The 20,377-nt window shown below is 58.9% G+C and carries 1 protein-coding gene; it reads left to right on the top strand.

The window, feature by feature from the left end; translation table 11 throughout:
* Positions 1–145 precede the first annotated feature (145 nt).
* On the top strand, positions 146–20,350 hold the full coding sequence (locus QZ522_RS05500; RefSeq protein WP_294608493.1) for a hypothetical protein: 20,205 nt from the start codon (positions 146–148) through the stop codon (positions 20,348–20,350).
* Positions 20,351–20,377 lie beyond the last annotated feature (27 nt).

Below are 20,377 nucleotides of genomic sequence, written 5' to 3'. Positions count from 1 at the left end.
CGACAGCGCCAAGATCGACGCGGGCGGCAATGGCACGATCGGTGTCGATGGTGTGCTTCTCGACGGGCTGAAAGAGAGCGACGGAAGTTTCAATCGCGGTACGGCACATGGTCTTGTCGTACAAGCCGACAGTACGGAAAGCCTTTTGAACATCGGTGTGGCGGCTGCGGGCGGGCTTTATGCCGGTATTGCCGGTGCGGTAACTGTCAGCCTGATCGACAGCGATGCGACGGCCCGTATCGGGCAAAATGCGATGATCAACACCCGCAACGCCCTGACGTCCGACTCTGCGCAGCAGGGCGTCTACGTGGGTGCATCCAACGATGCAAGCATGATCGACGCGGCAGGCAGCGTTGCCGGCGGTATCGCGGGCCTTGCTGGTGCGGTCAGCTTCGGGACGATGAAGAATGACGTGAATGCGTCGGTCGGCGCAGGAACCGTGCTCAACACCAAGACAGATCTAAGCGTGAATGCGCTGGCCAAGCGCACGCTCGAAGGATTCACGATTTCAGGGGCAGGCGGCGTAGTCGGGCTTGCGGCCTCGATCAACGTCTGGTCGATCGGTGAAGATTTTGGCTCGGTCTATGACGATTCCGAAAGCGAGAACACTGATGGCGCCAATGCCAGTACATCGCAGGATGCGCTTAACAACGAAGACGATTCAAAGAATGCCTCGACTGAAACGCAAGGAAATGTTGACGACACATCCGACGACATCAATGATGGCCTGTCCAGCATGGATGACTCGACGACCAGCGGTGACATCGAGGAAAACTCTGCCGATGACCGCGCAGGAAAGATGCTGAAAAGCACCGCGCTGAAACTTGGTGAGGACGAGAACAGCTTTACCGGATCGGACATGGGCTCCGCACTTACGGCGGCTGCGGCCGGGCCGCAGCGTGGCGTCAATGCCATCGTCGAAAGCGGCGTGATCGTCAATGCGGGCGACGACGTGAACGTTGACGCCTCTGAAGAAATCACGGTCAAGGTTGTGGACGGCGCCGTTGCCGTTGGCTTCGTCGGCGCGGGTGGCGCTGTCGCAGTGCTGAACGTCACGAGCAAGGTTCAGGCCAAACTTGGCGGAACGATTACCGCGCAGGGCGACATCACTGTTGATGGCTATGGCATGCGCGATATCAACTATACTGCATTCGTCGGGACGGGCGGGATTGCCGCGCTTGGTGCTGCGGTCACGGTGATCAACGACAACAGCACTTTGCTGGCAGAAGTATCCGACAATTCGATCATCCGGGATGCAAACAGCCTCAGCGTGACTGCGGAAACGGATCAGGACTTCAAGTCCGAAACTGTTGGCGTTGCGGTCGGTGGCGCCGCAGTCGGTGCCGCGTTTTCCAAGATCCGCGCGGATGACGGCGATGCAAATACAATCGAAACGCATGCCCGCATCGGCCACAATGTCGACATCGGTCTGTCAACGGAAGAGCCCGGCGCACCAGGTGAAGATCCTGTAACGGTCGATCACGAGGTTGGCGACATCACGGTGAAGGCAATTTCGACCGTCGATTTCGACGTCGACCTGACCGCTGGTTCGGCGGGTATCGTCGCGGGGTCATTCAACTTTGTCTACGTGGATAATACCTCCAGGGTGCGGGCCGAAATCGGCAATGACGTCGAGATAGATTCCGACGGTCAGATCGTGGTTCTGGCCCAGGCATCCCATAAGGCCGACGTTGAAATCATCGGGGTCACAGGCGGTCTGGCGGCTGCCGGTGTCACACTCGGACGGGCCAAGTTTGACTCGGATGTGCGCGCCAGGGTCGGCAACAACCTGGAGTCCGACAGCGAAGGCCTTGATGTCATAGCGCTCTATAACCATCACCGGCTTGCGGATGGCACCATTGTCGAAGATGCGGGTCGCGGCGTGTTCGTCGATACCGGCGCGGGTGGTGGCGGGTTGTTCTCGGGGCAAGGTTCGGTGCCGACAGCCGAGGATACCACCGACGTGGTCGCGGAAATTACCGCAGACGCGAATCCGGCAACCTCGGGTGCGATCAACACCGGTGCCGGCGATGTGCTCGTCGATGCCCATGGTGCGTTCTATACAGAAGCCAATGCCTTTGCATTCTCGATCGGCGTGGTCGCAGCGGGTGCCTCGATTGCCACTGCCAAATCGCGCGGCAGCGTCAAAGCCAGGATGAATGGTGACATCACCGGTGGTCAGAATGTGACCATTCAGGCCGTCGCCGTCTCGGATGCGATTGCCAGCGCGGAAGCCGCCGGCGGTGGCTTGATCGAGGCGACGATTCCGATCTCCCACGCCGAATCGAAGCCCGTTATCGAGGCTTCCATCGGGGCTGACGCAACGACCACGGTCAATGGTGACATAAAGGTAAATGCGGTTTCGGACGGTAATGCGGATGCGTCAGGATCGGCCAAGGCAGGATCGCTGGTGGGTGTCGGCTCGATGGAAGTGACCAGCGTGGTGTCGCCCACGTTGAGCGCCTTCGTCGGCAGCGGTGCGACCATTAGCGGGGCGACGCTCGACATCAACGCACAGCATAACTTTGAAGTCGCGGCCGGACGGAAGTCGAAAGCCTATAGTGAAGCAGGCAAGGCTTCGCTGCTCGGGTTCCAGTTCACCGAAGCACGGGCGATCGCCTCTGCGACGCTTGACAGCTATCTCGACGGGGATGCGGACGTGACGCTTGACGGCGCGTTGACCATCTCGGCCAAGGGCGTGAATGACGCCGACGCTGATGTCGAAAGCCTCACTGTGGGGATCATCCTCAGCGTAGGTGAAACCGACACTTATGCCGAGGCAAACGGGTCGGCCAAAGCGGGCATCAAAGCGTCGGCATCGTCGTCTGCGACACCAAAAATCCAGGTCGGCGGCATTGGCATTGTTGCCACCACCAGCGATACGGCCAATGCCAAGACCGTTGCCGCCTCTGGCGGCCTGATCACGTCTTCGGCGAACAGCGCCGTTGCCTATGCCAATTCCAAGGAAGACAGCAGCGATTGGGATCCGCTCAGCAATGACGACAGCGATTTCACCCGCGATCCCAATTACGTAGCGGCCAAAGCCTATATTGGCAGCAACAGCGCGATCCTTGTGACCGACGATAATGGCGGGTCGGGCGATATCTCGCTCACAGCCGGTGCTAAGCCGCAGGCGGACGCCTATACCAAGGGCGCGACAGGCGGAGCCGTCGATATTGCTGGCGGATCGTTCGCCGTAGCGCGCCTGGAGCCTGTAGTTCTGGCGACCATCGACAGCGGTGCCGTCATCGACGCCGAAGGATCAGTGTCGCTCGATGCGACGGCGACGCCGGGCACGGGGGTGGTTCCCACATTCGGCATCGACGGCATCAGTGTTGATGACGATACGCTCACGGTCGTGGCCCACGGCCTCGAAACCGGGCAAATCGTGGAATATGTCGATGATGGCGGAGTTATCGGCGGGCTTGACCCGTATGTTACCGAAACTGTGCTTGACTCGAATGGTGTCGAGACGACCGAAAATTTCAATCGCGAATATGCGGTTATCGTTGTTGATGCCGACACCATTGCCTTTGGGGCAGAATTCGATGGCGCCACGATCAATCCGCTGACCGAGGAAATCACATTTGAGTCCGAGCACGGGTTCCTCGCAGGTGACAAGGTCATCTATCGCGACGGCGGAACGGAACTCCCCGGACTGACCGACGGCAATCCGTATTACGTGATCCTGGTGGATGCGCTGACGATCAAGCTGACCACGGATCAGGCAATCGCGCTGAATCCCGAAAGCGCCTACAAGTCCTTCCTTCCGTCGAGCGTCGATGACATCGGCGATGCTGCGGCCACTGAAGACAACACGATCTTCGGATTCACCCATGGATTCAGCGATGATCAGGCGGTGACCTACGAGGCGCCGGAAGCATTGATCTTTACCGACCGTCAGGTTGATGTCGACCAAAGCAACACGATTTCAGGCGGTTACCTGAACCTTTCAACCGTGGACAACGATTACATCCGGTTCTCGATCAATGATGGGTCAACCGACGAGGGGAAACCGTTCAGCCATGGTCTGGAAGACAATGACCTTGTTCTCTACCGCGTCGAGTTTGTGGATGATTCCACCAGCCCGGTGGATGAAAATGGAAATGACCTGCCCGGCTTTACAGACCCCGGCGCGACGCCGATCGGTGGGCTGACGAACAATACGCTCTATCGTGTGGTCAAGGTCAACGACAGCACCATCGCGCTCAAACGTGCCTTTGCCGAAAACGTCAGCGTCTACTACGACAATGACGGCTCGTCCGACCGCATCATCCGGGATGATGGCGGCAGCTGGATTGATGACGGCTTCAAGGCGGGTGAAGACATCATCATCACCGGCAGCAATGGGAACGACGACACCTACACGATCAGCACCATTTCCGACAGCGAGATCGTGCTGACGGGCAACCTGAGCTACTTCAACCGGGTCGAGCAATCCATGACGCTCGGCTATGAAGAGATCAGTATGACCGACTACGTGACGCTGACCCTTGGCGGCGGAACCCAGTGGAACGATGTGTCCAGCTTCACCGTCGGGCAGACGATCGAACTCGCAGGCTTGCCGCTTGGCGGCACCGCCACGATTGATGCGATCAATGGCGACACGATCCGGTTGAGCCGCACGGATGCCAGTCTGGCGGTCGGTCCGCATGCCGGGGCCATCGTTCAGGCGACGACTGCGGATTCCGATACCTTCGATACCGAGATCATTTCGCTGACGCCGGACAAGGGTTTCCCCTTCGACGATCTAAGTACCGCGAATGACAACGATCCGGGCAATGCCACGGATCCGGGCAATTCCGACATTCATTCGCTGATCCGTTTGGCGGACCTGCCGCTGCAATACAACGATGGCGGTCTTGTCGATCTGGTCGATGGCCAGACCTATTACGTCGACCTTGTCAGTGCGACCGAGTTCGGACTTTCGCTCACTCCGGGTGGCGCCCGTCTGGACCTTGTGGCCAATGCCGACGGCGTGACAAATCATCGTCTCGGCGCTGTCGCCGAAGACATCAGCGTGGGCACGGGAAATCACAGCCTCACCATAGACCTGACCAGCTTTGCCAGCGGCGGCACGTTGCTCGGGCCGGGCGGCGTGCCGCTCAGCCTGTTTGCGCCGCAGTCGGGTGACGGAATTTCGTCGGCCACGGCGAAAGGCTCCAGCGGGGCGATCATTGGAGTCAAACAGAACCGCGCCGAGCTGACCTCAACCTCGTCGGCTACAGCGGCGATCAACGCCGATCTCGTGCGTGCCGGGGATGACGTGATCATCAACTCGTTGGCCGATGTGCACCAGACCGTCAGCACGACGAATGGCTCAGGTGGCTTGGTCGCCGTGGGCAATGTCGATTCACGTACCACGACCGTACTGACCAGCCTGTCGACAATCGGGGCCAATACCCAGGTCGTCGCGGGCAACGATCTGCGGATTACGGCAGGTGCGGATGCGAATTCGGACAGTTCGGCAACCTCCAAAACCGGTGGTTTCGTCGGCGTCGCAGATGCCGACAGCCGCATCAACCTAGACTATAATGTCGATGCGACGATTGGAAATGACGCTGTTGTCCTTGTTGGAAACCTGGCCAAGCTGGCCGCATCCGGTGCGGTGCGCGGCAAGTCGACGTCGACCGCGCGTGGTAACGGGTTCGGCGGCGATGGCGAAGGCCGGTCGGACTTCATTACCGACAGCGCCCATGCGGACGTCTCTATCGGTGAACGCGCCAACCTGGAGGCGCAGGAGGTGATCCTGAAATCCACCGTTGGCGATGTGAATGACAATAACGCATCCTGGGCTACGAACATCACGGCGGATTCCGATGCACGTGGCGGTGGGTTCTATTCCGAAGGCACGGCGGACGCTACGGCCAAGTACCAGGCGGATAATGTCATAACCGTGTCGGCAGATGCCGAAGTGACGGGCTATCGTGGCGTTGATTTCATTACGTCTTTCGACGATGTGCGCACTAAGGCCTCGGCATATAGCCGGTCGTCCGGTCTGTTCGGCTATGTCAGCTCGGACACGACTGTGCAGCAGGATCTCACGGGGCTGGTCACCGGCGTCGACAATGCCGAGATCATAGCCGGTCCGCGGATCGAGCTGGTGACACCGGGCCTGGCCAATCCGGATGGCGAATTTACCGAGCTGTCGCAGTTCAACAATGCCAAGTTCCGCCTCGCATTCTATGTCTCGACCGTGAACGGCGGCCATACCAGCGTTGACAACAACGCACGCCATTCCAAGCGCTCGCTGGCCGCTGGCGGGTCGGACGAACACGGGGATCAAAATACTGACTTCTCGGAAAATATCGCGTTTGACAGCGATGTGACGATCCTGTCGGGCCGCTCGCCCGAACTGGATGTGATCCGTGATCTCGTGATTGATGACCGCGGCTTTATTCAGAAGGCGATCAACGTCACGATCGACGATAGCGCTGGTGGCGGGATTGCCGATCTGGATTCCGGCCAAATTCAGAGCGACCTGATCGTGGTTAATGATATTGGCAATCCGGGCCCCGGTGATGTGGCCTTTGACTCGACAACAATGGCCGGTTCCAACGGAGTCTGGACCTTCCGTGAAACCCTTGAGCGGGTGCGGATCACGAATGCTTCGGATCGCGATATCGAGATCAACAACATTGACGTCCAGTCGACTGATCGGCCGCTGGTCTGGCTCAATCCGGCGAAAACCGCGCCGCTGACCTTCACGATCCACGCGGAAGTTGCGCCGACGCTGATCGAGATCATCAACACCGGCAACAGCAATGTCATCATCGATGGCACGATCAACAATCCGATCGGAACGACATCAATCATCAACACCGGCGGAGGTGGCTTCGGTTCAATCCTGTCCGGTAAGGATCGCGGGGTGACATCGCCCGATAACAGGGCTGCGCTGATCATCACGAACATCCTGAATATCGACGCAGCGAACGATGTCGGCTCCGATACCGAACGGCTTAATGTCGATCTGGTCAGCGTTGCGGGCCTGCCTGCCACCTTGGACTTTGCGACCAGCCAGGTCAGCGCGCTTAGCAACTCGATCTTTGTCGGTCAGAGCAGCAAGTTCGTCGATGGCCAATTGGTCCGCTACAACTCGACGAGCCCCGATATCGGATTGACCAATGGCGCGTATTACTACGTCCAGGTCAGCGATGACGGCCTGTCGCTCAAACTGTCGCTGACGCCGGATGGTGTTGCCGAAGACCTTGTGGCGGGTGCCGATTTCTCTGACACCCATTCGCTGACGACGGTTGAAGCGATCACTGTCGATGCCGTGGATAATATCGACCTCGATCTGCGCGCCCTGAAACGAGAGGGCGCCGCGGCGGGCGAATACATCGTCAACATTGACCGGATCGCCGCTGGCAACACGGCTGACGTCTTGCTGCGAAATGGCCTGCATCAGACCAGCACCGCGGGTCGCGTGGGGATTGCCGTGGAATGGGACGACGATCCTGTCGCAGGCGATAACAACACATCTGCCGGAAGCAACTACTTCGAGTTCTTCTTCGAACCGGATTCCGGATCAAATGCCTATGTCGGGCCGATCGAAGGCTTCCTCGGCACTTCTCCGATCACGACGACGATCCTTCAGACCACCTATGATTTCCGCGGGCTCGATCGCGCCACCAAAGATCGCATCATTGCCGGTCTTCAGGCCGGGGCAGGGACTTATACCACCTCGGATGAGAACGGCGACATAATTGTCACGGCTGCCGACACAACGTCGGGCGAACCTCAGGTCAACGTTCTTGCGCTGACGGAAATCTACAACCCCGGCGTCAATTACAACGATGGCGACATCACGGTGGTGACCGACGGGTATATCGCGCTCACGGAAATCTCGGATCACATGCGGGTGGAAGAAATCCGCTCGACCGGGTCGGACGTGCTTTTGTATTCGCCCCAGTCGATCATCGACGCGAATAACGACGACAACACCAACCCCGCCGATGTGTCTGGCCGCAATATCACCATGGTGTCGGCCTCCGCGTCGCTGAACAATGATGCGCCCGGCTTTGTCAATCCTGACTCTGCCGATGTATTCACGCAGGTGAGTGCGCCTGTCGTGTATGACAGCGGTTTGGGCGGTGGTATCGGCGAGACCGGAAACTACCTTGAGATCAACGTTGCAAATGCCGACAACGCGACGGGTGCTTTGCGTGCCTACGATGCCGCGGCGGTCGCCCTGACCGACGGTATTTTCATTGACGAAATCGACGGCGATCTTCGCACCTACATCGTTTCCACCAGCGATTCCGTCAGCCTCAGAACCAAGATGGGCTCGATCCTTGACGCCAACGGCGATGATGAATGGGCGGCCAATGTCATCGCCCGGACGATTGACCTTGACGCCAACGGTGGCTCGATTGGGCTGAAAGCCAACGCCTTCGAAATCGATAGCCGCTTTGATCTGCTGACGAACAGCAGCCTGACGCTGGAGCTGGATGATGTCGCGCTTGAGGCGGACGATGACATCGTGGTTACCGAGACCGAGGATGAATTGCGCCTCGTGCTTGCCCACAGCTATCTTGGGGATGTCATCCTGACGGTGCGCGAAGCCGATGATACGACGCAGAACCAGGACTTGCTGTTGATCAAGAATGGTTCGGCCCGGTTTGCCGAGACCAACGGTGTGCAGCCGGGTACGCATGATGACTCCCTGCGCCCCCTGCCGCACGGGCTGATCCTTGCCGAACAGGGGTATGTCGAACTGCGGGCGGGTGACGATATTGCAACCCATGAGAACAGCGCCATCGTGGCCGCCGAAGCAATCGACATCTATGGCGATGACAACGGCGATCTTGTCTTTGCCGATGACGATTACGGCGCGGATATCGTGTTGCGTGGCCAGATCATCGCGGGTGCGGTCATGGTGGCATTGGGGAACCGGGTGCCGGGCGCACCCAGCACACCAACGGGCACAACCCGCAGCGCGCCGATCGGAACATGGCGCCCCTGGGGCACGGAAGCCGATATCCTGCAAGACGGCACGGCCGCCGGGATTACGCGGGTCTTTGGTAACAAAGATGTCGATCTCATCCAGTTCGGTGACACGGGCGGTTCCACTGGCATGACCGGATGGGGCGATGACGGGTATATCTATCTGGGCTCGCAAACTCGCGCCTACGGTTCGGCCGATGCGGTGACCGGTGAGTATGCCACACCCGATGCCCGGAATGACGGACAAGACAGCTTTGTTGTCTATTACCTGCAGGATGCGGCGGCACAGACCTCGCCTGCCATCGAAACAATTACCTACGCGACAGTGCCCTATGACACGGATGCCATAGTGGCTGGCGAGAATTTTGACCTCTCGGTGCTGGCAATGCACACACTTACGCTTGATGGTCAGTCAGACACCGACACCTACGAAGTGTTCACGCTCGGAAGCCAGGGGGATGAACGCAATTATATCATCAACATTCTCGATACCGGCGAAGAGGATGACGGCGTCGACGAGGCCTTCATCTATGGTTTTGACAGCGATCTGAACGGGGTCGATGACCCGAACGACGATATCTTCCTGCTGCGTGCGGCCGCGTTCCTGCCGGGCGAGACTGCGGATCGTCCGGGCTATGTTGCTCTACTGCATGGCACGCTTGAGGGGTATCAGGATGTCCTGCCCGACACGTTTGAAAGTGCCGAGGTTCAGCGGATTTCCTACGATACCGGGCTGAACGGTCGCCTGACGATCGAAGGGCAGGGCGGTAACGATCACTTCTATTCCGATGATACGACGGTCATCACCACCATAGACGGCGGTGAAGGCAACGACGTCTTCCAGATCGGCCAGATATTCGGTGAAAACCGGAATGAGGCAGACGGGAACCTGCTTGCACAAGACGTCTTCCCCGACCTCAGGCCCACCACGCGCGGCTGGCTCAGCCGGGGATCGTCGGCGCCGATGCTGGCCCAGGGCGGCAGTGGCAACGATGAATTCCGTGTCTATTCCAACCAATCCGAACTGCGGCTGGAAGGCGATGACAACAACGATCTCTTCATCGTCCGCGCCTTCGCGATCGCTGCAACAACGGATTACGACTGGAACGAAGACGATACGATTGATGTCGCCGATCTCGATGCCGGAGTTGCATTACTCGAAGATATCGCGGCCAATGGCGAGGCGGCCTTTGCCGGTCGCGCCGACGAGGTGACGCTCAAGGCCTTGCTGTCGGATGGAGGGGGCGGCTATATCACCGACCGCAATGCAGACGGCGGCATCAACTATCTCGACGTCTTCATCACTGTCGGCATCACCCAGGATGACGTTATCGTAGTTGATGAAGACGGCGTTGCGAGCCCGCAGATCGGACTCGGATTCTCTGTTGCGCAGGCGCCGGATATCCGCGCTGGCGGCGGTCAGGACGAAGTGCGCTACAATATCAACGCCCCGGTATCGGTCGAAGGTGGCACCGGCTTTGACAAGCTGGTGGTTCTGGGGACTGAATTCGCCGATGACATCGCGATCACCGACAAGGGCGTGTTCGGCGCCGGGTTAAACGTGCGCTATTCAACGGTTGAAGTGGTCGAGGTCGACGGGCTTGAGGGTGATGACAAGTTTTATATCCGCTCGACGGCGTTTGGCGTGGCCTATCGCGTAATCGGCGGGCTCGGCTCTGACATCATCAATGTTGCCGGTGATGTTCAGGAAGACATCGTGACGCGCGAGCTTGAGGGGGTCTCGGGCGCCGCGGATCACATCGTGGCCTCCGACGATTTCCTTTACGATGGATCGGTCATCGACGGGCTGGATTACAACGTCACGACCGATGGCGAAGGGCTTGTTGTCATCGACGAAGGCCCTGATGGCCTGACAGCCGTGCGTGAGGGGGATGCCTCCCACGAAACCGACAGCTACACCGTGCGTCTTGCCCGCCAACTGGTCGGGGATGAAGTTGTCTATGTCACGGTCTCAGCCGCCCGTTCGCCACAGGAAGAACAGGATGGCACCTTGCCGAATGACGGCCTGTCCGGTGGAGTCGGCGACAGCATGTGGGTATCGTCCTCTGGTGCAGAGGGGACGGGCATCTCGCAGGATGATATCCTTGGCGTGAATTATCTCGACCCGGCGAATTCGCAGGTCGGCGACGATTTCCTCCGCGAAATCGTGCTGGATGGCACCACCTATTATGTGCCGAACCGCGCTGTGGTTCTCAAGTTCACCAAAGACAATTGGGATATTCCCCAGACAGTCAATCTGCTGGCTGTGGACGATCTGCGCGCTGAAGGCGACCGGGTCACTGTGGTTCAGCATTCGGTGATCTCGAACGCAGACGATTATGACGCGATCGACGTTCGCAATGTCGAAGTCGATGTGCGCGACAATGATACGCCCGGTGTTCTTGTGACCGAGATCGAGAATGGTTCGGCAACGATTGCCGGCGGTGTGGTTACAGGCTTCACCGAAGACGGTCGCACGCTGGTCGTCGAAGGAACCTTGGGCGGCACGGAGCTGACCGATCAGATCCTCGTCCAGCTTCAGAGGGCGCCCGAAGCGGGCGACACCATCGTAGTCAAGGTTAACCTGGGCGGGCTTTATGGCGACAGCGCGTTGACCGTTCTGACCGATCAGGCCATCGAAATGAGTGATGGCGGTACCGGACGCTTCGATGCCCTGTCGGGCACGATCTCCTTCGATTCCACAAACTGGGATCAGGGCGTTCTGGTGACCATTCACGCCGAAAATGATGATGTCCGCGAAGATCCGGAAACCGCAGTGCTCGGCTTCGGTCAGAACCTTGCCGGTATCACCGCCGACATGGAGCTTTCGGCATGGTCCAATGAAGATGGCGGTCCGGAATTTGCGGCTCTCAGCCTGAATTCGGGCGGCTGGATTGCCAGCGGCTTTGAGATTGGCGAGACGGTTAGCATTTCCGGGGTTGCAGGGATCACCAGCGCCGAGGTCAAGGGCTTTGACAAAGCCGGACTCACGCTGATCCTGGATGTTGACGGCACCGGCATCGTGACGACGGATCTTGCAGGTGTCGTCGTCACGCGCGACGCCCCCATCGGGGCCACGACGATCGATGCCGATGGCGATTACGTTTTCCCGAACCTGCGCTCGGGCACCGGCCTGCTCGACATCGAGGTGATCGATAATGATACGGCAGGGTCCGTCGTTCTGGAAAGCGGACGCGACACGGTGCTGATTCCAGACGATCTGAGCACAATTCTGGACGACGAATCCGTCCCTGATACCTATGAGCTGCGTCTGACCAAAGCGCCAACTGCCGATGTGAACGTAGCGGTCGTGACCGACGGTCTGGCCAACGTAAGCAGCATCAACGGGGTCGCGGTGACGCCGGACGATTACGTTGAGGTTGGCGGTCTGCGCGCGGCGCAAGTCTTTGTCGGTTCGATTGTTTTTGATGATACAGGCGCCAACGCCACGCTGACCCGCGGCACAGGCGAAGACTTCGGCAGCTTCATTTCCGAAGGCTGGGATGTCGGCGATCTGATCCGGATTTCCGGGGCGGGCATTGCCGACGGCGATTTCGAGGTGCTGTCTGTCTCCGAGTCGGTGCTGACCCTGGTTCAAAGCGATCTCGATCCCATCGGACCGGCGATTTCCATGGTCGAGGTCGAAGACGACGTGGTGCTGTCGCGGCTAACAGAGCGCGACACCTGGTCCGGCACGGTGTCCTATACCACCGTTGACGGCGCCCCGGCCCTGATCCGTACCGAGGCATTCGGCGCGGCCAACGAAGACGTGCAGGGCTGGCTCAAGGAAGGGTTCCTTGAGGGGCAGTGGGTCCGCATCTCAGATGGGGCGAACGAGATCGAGGCAAAGATCGCCATCATCCGTGGGTTCAACGATACCCAGGATCACACGATCCAGTTCACGCTTGATCCGAACGCAGATGTATCTGCCGCAGCCTGGCTGACGGATGCCGCTGACGATCAGGTTACGGTCACGCGGATCGCCGCCAATGCGGTCTTTACGCCGACCGATTATTACCAGTTGCAGGAGATCGAACTGACGGCTGATCCCTATTACGAAGTGCCGACCACGCGCGAAGGGGTCAAGATATTCCCGGTCAAAGCACATCGCCTGTCCGACCTGCGCGGCCCGCTGGCTGTCGAGGGTGGCCCGTCTGGGGCTGACCGCTCGCTGACCAATGGTGTCAAGCTTCCGGGCGAGGAGGACAGCTTCCTGATTGCCATCGGCACCCAGCCGCCGGAAAGCCAGCAGATCGACGTGCTCAACATCTTCAACGACGGTTCGAAGGCCGACACCTCGGGTGTGTTGACAGAAACCACCCTGTCGGGCTTTGGCATGGGGTCGGATCTGGTCTTCCCGAATGTCACCGGGCCGCTCTTTGGTGAAGGGGCCGAAAGCGAAACCGGCACGACCCTCATCTTCCCCGGTGGAATAAGCTTTGGCAAAGTCAACTTCGGCGCCAATGGTGTGACCAATGATACCCAGGTCAGCACAGTCGAAGTCGTCAACGTCATGCTCGGGGAAGGCAATGATCTTCTCGAGGTCGAAGGCACGCTCAATCCGGCGCCTGCGGTTTCTGCCGAGAACGAGTTCACCGCGATCGAGGACTGGTCGGACAGCGATTATCAGTTCCTCTATGACCGGACAGACTTTGAAGGTCACCTGGTTATCACCCGCGATGGATTCAACTGGAAAGCCGAGGGCTTTCTGGTGGGGCAGACGGTCTTCGCCGAAGGCATTGACGGTTCGCTGGTCGAATTGGGGAGGATCATCGGCATTGAAGACGCCATGAGCTACACGGTGGACGATATCGACCCCAAGACGAACGAGCCGTATCGTGATCCGTCCGACAATTCGCTTCTGATCCTGAGTGCAACCGGACTGGAGCCTGGCGTTGATTTTGGCGGCTCGACCAAACTGATCGCCGAAGATGACGATGTGATCGAACTTCTGACCGTTGATGTGCTTGCGGCCACGGCCGCCGGTGCAACGCTGCGCTGGAATACCAATGACGGAACGACCGGCGCGACCAACTGGGCCGATGCCGGCTTCCTGGAAGGGCATTTGCTCCATATCGGTATCGGTGACGATGCCCGCGAATACCGTATTGTCGAATTCAGCGAGGATGGCATGGATGCCATCGTCGAAGGCGCCGGGCTTGAAGATCTGACGTCGCTGTCTGACACGTTCTGGGTACAGGGCAGCCATGGCGGACTGACCGTGCTGCATGGTGGCGGCAACCTCTATGTTGACGTGCTTGGCAAGTTCAACCTGAACACAGAGGCTGGCCAGACCGAGGCCGCGCGCCTTGATGGCCGCAGCTTTGCCGAGGCAGGATTTGCGATTGGCGACCTGATCCAACTGGAGGGCGAGAGCTTTACCCGCACGATTGTCGCCCTCGAAGATGCGGTGGCCGGTGATTACGGCATTACACCCACCTTCGACGACTGGGGCAAAGACTCGGTCATGGTACTCAGCGCGCCAAATGACGGGTCGGTTTCGGACTATACAAATGTCGACACGGTTACGATCAGTGCACATCCCGAAAACCTCTTCCTGATCAGTAAGGTGGAAGCCAAGGAGGTGACCGTCACGATTGACGTGACCGTAGAAATCTCAGTGGTCCCCGGAAGCACATCGACCGAAGGTCTGGAAACCGTGGTCACGCTCAACGATCCCGCGCAGACTTGGTCGGATCTCGGCTTTGTTGCTGGTGGTGTGATCTTCATTGAGGGCTATGCCGGTGCGTTTACCATCGCTGACATCTTGGAGGATGACCGCACGCTTGTGCTGCTTGATGCCGCCTTGGGCAATTGTGGTGACGATCACGGTCGCGCGACCCTGACGATCACCACTTACGACCGCACGATGGCGGGCGAACAGCGCAAGGGTGGCGATCACTTCATCGTCACCGGCGGCGCCGGACCCGACAGCCCGCTGGTGATCTATGGCGATACCAGCCAGGACGGCATCTGGTATTCGGGCAATCCGAACGATCCCTATGGCCTTGAGTTCGGTGAAAAGCCGTTTGATCCGTTCCCAAAATTGCCGGATGGCCAGAATGAAGACGACGAATTCATTTTCGCTGTCGCCAACCCGTTCGATCTTCACGGTCACGACATTATCGACGCCTCGGCGCTGTTTGCCGATGATGCCGCAGCCGGGATCTACAAGAGCGTTGGCATCACCGCCTATGGTGGGATGGGCGACGACCTGATCATCGGCTCGCAGACCGGCGATCATCTTGCCGGTGGCTCGGGTGACGATACGATCATCGGTCAGGCTGGCACCGATCACATCTATGGCGACAGCGGTTTCAACGTCAATATCCTGACGCGGTCCCTGACGGTTGCCACGATTGATGCAAGCCCCGAACCGACGCTGATCGAAGGGCAGCCCCATGCGGAAGGCACATTCGCCCCGTATCAAAGCCCGGTTCGCGATCCCCTTGGGGACCGTGTCAGCGATACCACCGGTCTCGACAATATAGCCGGCGCTGGTGACGATATGATCATCGGCAACGGTTCGGCCCATACCGATAACACGCCGGACATCATCTTTGGCGATCATGGGCAGGTCGAACAACTGGTCATTGACCCGAACCAGCCCTTTGCTCTGCCGCAAAAAATCCAGACGACCGAGCTGTCGACAGTTATAGCAATCGTCACGGCGGAGTTTGCGACCGGCGGCGACGACGTCGTTCTCGGTTCGGAACTAGACGATATCCTGATCGGTGGCGCTGGCAACGATGCGCTTGATGGTCTTGAGGGTGACGATTTGATTTTTGGCGACAACGTTACGCTGAGCCGCATGGGTGAAATAGATGGTAATCTTTATGATGACATTGCCAGCCTGCGCTTCCAGACATTGGCCGGAACGCTTATGTATGGCCGCACAGACCGCGCACCGTCAGACGGGTATGGCAGCGAAGTGAGCCCAGGTGTCTTCGAAATCACGGAAGATGGCAGCGGTGTTCTGATGGTTACGCTGGAGGGTGGCGAGCGCGTCGCCCGTGATTACCGCGATCCGAACGGACCGGGCTGGTGGAACGAGTATTCCATCGACTACTCCATGTTCCACACCTTCGATATCAACGACGGTCTTGCCGGAGTCGGCACCTTTGGGAATGATTTTATCGCAGGCGGCGGCGGGCATGACCAGCTCTTCGGTCAGCTTGGCAATGACATCATCCAGGGCGATGGTACGATTGAAGGTGCAGTTGCCGGTCGCGGTGACGGCACGTTCGACGGCATCGAGCTTCCGACCGGCTATGTGAGTGCCGGGCGCGATCCCCAAGGCCCCGAAGATCCCATCGGTCCGCTGAAGGTTGTCGCTGCCGGTATCGATATCAACGGCGTCGATGGCAATGACTACATCGAAGGTGGCGGTGGCTGTGATATCGTCTTTGGCGGCTTGGGCCAGGACGACATCGTCGGCGGCTCGTCGAGCTTCTTCAGCCTGATCAACCCCGACCTGCGCCCCGACCACGATGACATGCTGTTTGGCGGAACCGGCGCGGCGGATGAAATCGCGCGCAACAGCGCCGAAAATTCCGACGGGTCCACGGCGACCCTGTCTCGGCACGCCTCTGATGCTGATGTGATTGCCGGTGACAATGCCGATATCGTCCGCATCGTGGGGATCAATAACACCGATGTGCTTGACGGAACCATTGATCTGAGCGATCCGGCGGCCTTTGCGTCAGTCTACGCAGAACTGTATGAAACGCGCGGTGGCCTCTATCTGGCCTTCGACTATGATACCTACAATGCCGAAGACGGCGAGCGGATCATCGTGCGCGGGGTCAGCCAACTCGACTACAGCCCGGGCGGACCCGACTTCCTGCGCGACGACCCGGCAGCCATTGAAGGCGATTTCATCACCGATCCCGCCTACGTCGGCAATCCCAACACCGATCTTGCCTATAAGGTCGAAGGCGATACCTGGCGCGAAATGTTCGGCTTCTGGGCCCTGCGTGATATCGGTGGAAATGATGAGGTCCATGGCGGTACCGGTGACGACGTCGCGTATCTCGGTGGCGGCAACGACATTGCCTTCGGGGATGCCGAAAACGATGACATCATCGGTGGCTGGGGCAATGACTGGATTTCGGGGGGCACTGGCATTGACGGCATCCTCGGTGATGACGGCCGTATCTTTACCCAGCGTAACGAAGGTCTTGCCGGTGGCGAGACATTTGGCGAGGCTTTCTCGGAAGATCTCTATGGTACGCTGAAACTGTTGACCAATGATCCCGATCGCCGGACCAGCCAGGGCAATGTTCTGAACGAAGAGATCTATACGCCGGGACGCGTGCAGCAGGAGACGATCAACATCGAATTCGAGCTGGTCAAAGCAGTGGATCTGACCCCGTTTGACGTGATCGACAGTGCGATCAACCCTGTGTCTTCGGCCAATCCAGCATCGCACAACCCGTATTTCGCGGATGATGTGATCTTCGGTGGTCTCGGCACCGACTATCTGCACGGCGGATCGGGGGATGATGCGGTCGGCGGCCATGAGGCGATTGCCGAAGGTTACATCCTGTTGTTCGGTGACGGTGAAACACCGGGTATTGACGATGTCAGTGGCGACAATCCTGATGCGGTTGCGCCGATTGGCCTGACGCGGACAGATTTCACCCGTCCGTGGAACCCCGGTAATATCCTGCTGTTCGGGGATGGCGACGAGCATTGGAACGAGCCAACTCCGACGCGCGAACGCACCGGCGAATTCTATCTCTATGACGAATACGACCCGCGGCGCGTGATCCTGTTCCACGACGATGGGACGGTTTGGAAAGATGGCTCGCCGGATGGCTTGAAACAGTACTTCCTGAACGCCTCTGACAACGAGGGTGAGGCCGTCCTGAGCTATGTCGAATTCGCTCCGAACGGTACACCGATCGGCGATCAGGTCGCCGTTCAAAGTGATGGCAATGACCGGATATTCGGCGACATGGGCAACGACTGGATTGTCGGCGGTACCGGCAAGGACCGGATTTACGGTGGTTTCGGCAATGATCTGATGAATGCCGATGACGTGATCGGAACCGATATCTCCGTTTGGGACACTGGCGCATTCGGCTCGGCTGACGAGGCCGACGGGGGCCTGAATTTGACACCCGAGTCGCACCTGTCATGGGAAGACCGGGTCTTCGGCGGTGCCGGGCTTGATATCCTGATCGGGAACACCGGCGGCGACCGCCTGATCGATCATCTGGGCGAGTTCAACAGCTATCTCGTACCCTTTGCCCCCTTCGGTATCGCGACGGTCAGCCGTCAGGTTCCGCCGCAATTGTGGGACTTCCTTGCGGCTCAGGCCTATTCGGACGGTGTGGATATCACCCGCACCAGCGACGTAGGCGCTATCGAACAGGATTCGCGGTATTCCAACGTGATCCAGCTTCAGGGCAACCCGCATGGCGAAATCGGCCTTGTGACCCAGCGTGATCGCGGGTACTGGCAGGACCAGTCCGGCCCGCCGACTGATCCGCAGGCTGGCAATATTCCGGGCGGACGTCGTGACATTCTGCGGTCTGCAGACTTCAATGACAGGACGACGGGCGGCTTCGCTGCTGATCAAGGCCAGTTCACTGCCACGGGCGGCGTGATGGAGATCAGCGCCAACACTATTTCGGACAAAGCCTCGGCCGTGTTCCTGCTCGATGATTATCTGCCGAGCTATTACGAGGTCGAAGCGACCTTCAATCTCGACAAGCCGACCGGTGGCTGGAAAGCCAACGGCTACGTGATCTTCGACTATTACAGTGATGTTGACTTCAAATTTGCGGGTATCAACGTATCCACCAACAAGATCGAGATGGGCTATGTCGATGAAACCGGCTGGCACTACGTCGTTCAGTCGAACAAGCCGGTCCAGATCAAGCCAGGCAAGAACTATAGCGTGACCGTCGCCGTCAACGGCAACAACGTGACGCTCGCCGTGGCTGGTGTGAACTGGTTCACCTACGACTACGTGCCGAAAATCGACGTTTATGGCGACCCTATTCCGTTGAATCGCGGCATGGTGGGCGTGGGCATGGATGGCTCGCGCGGCAGGATCGACAACTTCAAGGTTCAGGTGCTGCCACCCGATTGGACGCTGGATGAAACCGACGACTTCTCGCCGCCGGTGGCTGAGCTGCCCCGCATATCGCAATCAAGTGGCTGGACCGAAAGCTCGGGCACCCTGACCGGCGTTGCCGCGGGACTCGCGCCAGCGGTCCAGACTGTTGATCTTGGTGTTTCGCTTGGGTCCAACAGCATTCTGGAAATGGAAGTCGATGTGAAAGGCGACGGCACGGCTGGCTTCGTGTTCGACCGCTACGATGCGCTCAACTACAAGTTCATCGTGCTCGACACCGCGAACGACCGCGTACTCGTCGGCCATGCCACGGACGACGATGGGCAGGTCATCGATGGCACCTTCGCCTTCGATCTCAACGCCAATGCGAACGATCGCCTCAAGGTGAGTATCCAGGGCGCTGGTCTCGGGATCACGGTCAACGGGGCAAGCGTCGGTCAGTTCGGCTTCAATGCCGCCCTGGTCGACGGGGCGTTCGGTCTGATCGTGCTCAACGGCGAAGTGACATTCGACGACTTCCGCCTTGCCACCAATGACGAAGCGTTCAACACCACGTTGCGGCTTGCCCAGGATAGTTTCGAGGCGCTTTCGAGCGAGACCTATATCGAGGGAACGCTCAGTCAGGCCGAGGTTGAAAGCGTGTACGATGTCGCGCTTGAAGATTGGGTGGCAAGCGGGCTGATCTCGGAAGAGGAACTCGCGTTCCTTGGAGAAGTCACCTTGATCATCACAGATCTCGAGGGCTCGACACTGGCGCGGACGGTCGGCGACGATACGATCCTGATCGATGCAATGGCCGCAGGCGCAGGGTGGTATATCGAAAGCAATGAAGAACCATCCACGGGTGCCATCGTTACCTCGGGTGTCGATCTGTTGACCGTCCTGCGGCACGAGATCGGTCATATACTCGGATATCAACACGATCAACTTGCCATCATGGCCGACGAACTTGAGACCTCTACGCGGATCGAAGTGGGTGAGGACCCGACGGCGGAGCCGACAACAGTCACCGTGACGCCGGATAACGAAGCCGCGCCTGCGGATACTACAAGCCGGAAAGATACTGACAGGGAGGCCGCATTGATCTTTGATCCGGTAAGCGGCTCATTGGTGGAATGGGAGGATGCACAACAGATCGTCGCATCGCGCACCGCGAATGAGGCCGGGGTAGTTGCCCTAGCGGCGGCCACGGCATTTGCCAGAAAGCCGCTGGCCCATAAGGCCGCAGCAGCGTCTACCGTCACCGCCAGTGCAGAAAAGGGCCAGAAACGCGGCTTACTGAGCCGCTTGGGGGCTGCATTGCGTCGTAGCGCATGACACGGCTAAAGGATTTGCAGGCCAAAT

Source organism: uncultured Roseovarius sp. (genome assembly GCF_913054395.1).
In the GTDB taxonomy this organism is placed as follows: Bacteria; Pseudomonadota; Alphaproteobacteria; order Rhodobacterales; family Rhodobacteraceae; genus Roseovarius.
The sequence above is the reverse complement of the archived record's forward strand: the minus strand, read 5'-3'. Positions and strand labels throughout refer to the sequence as shown.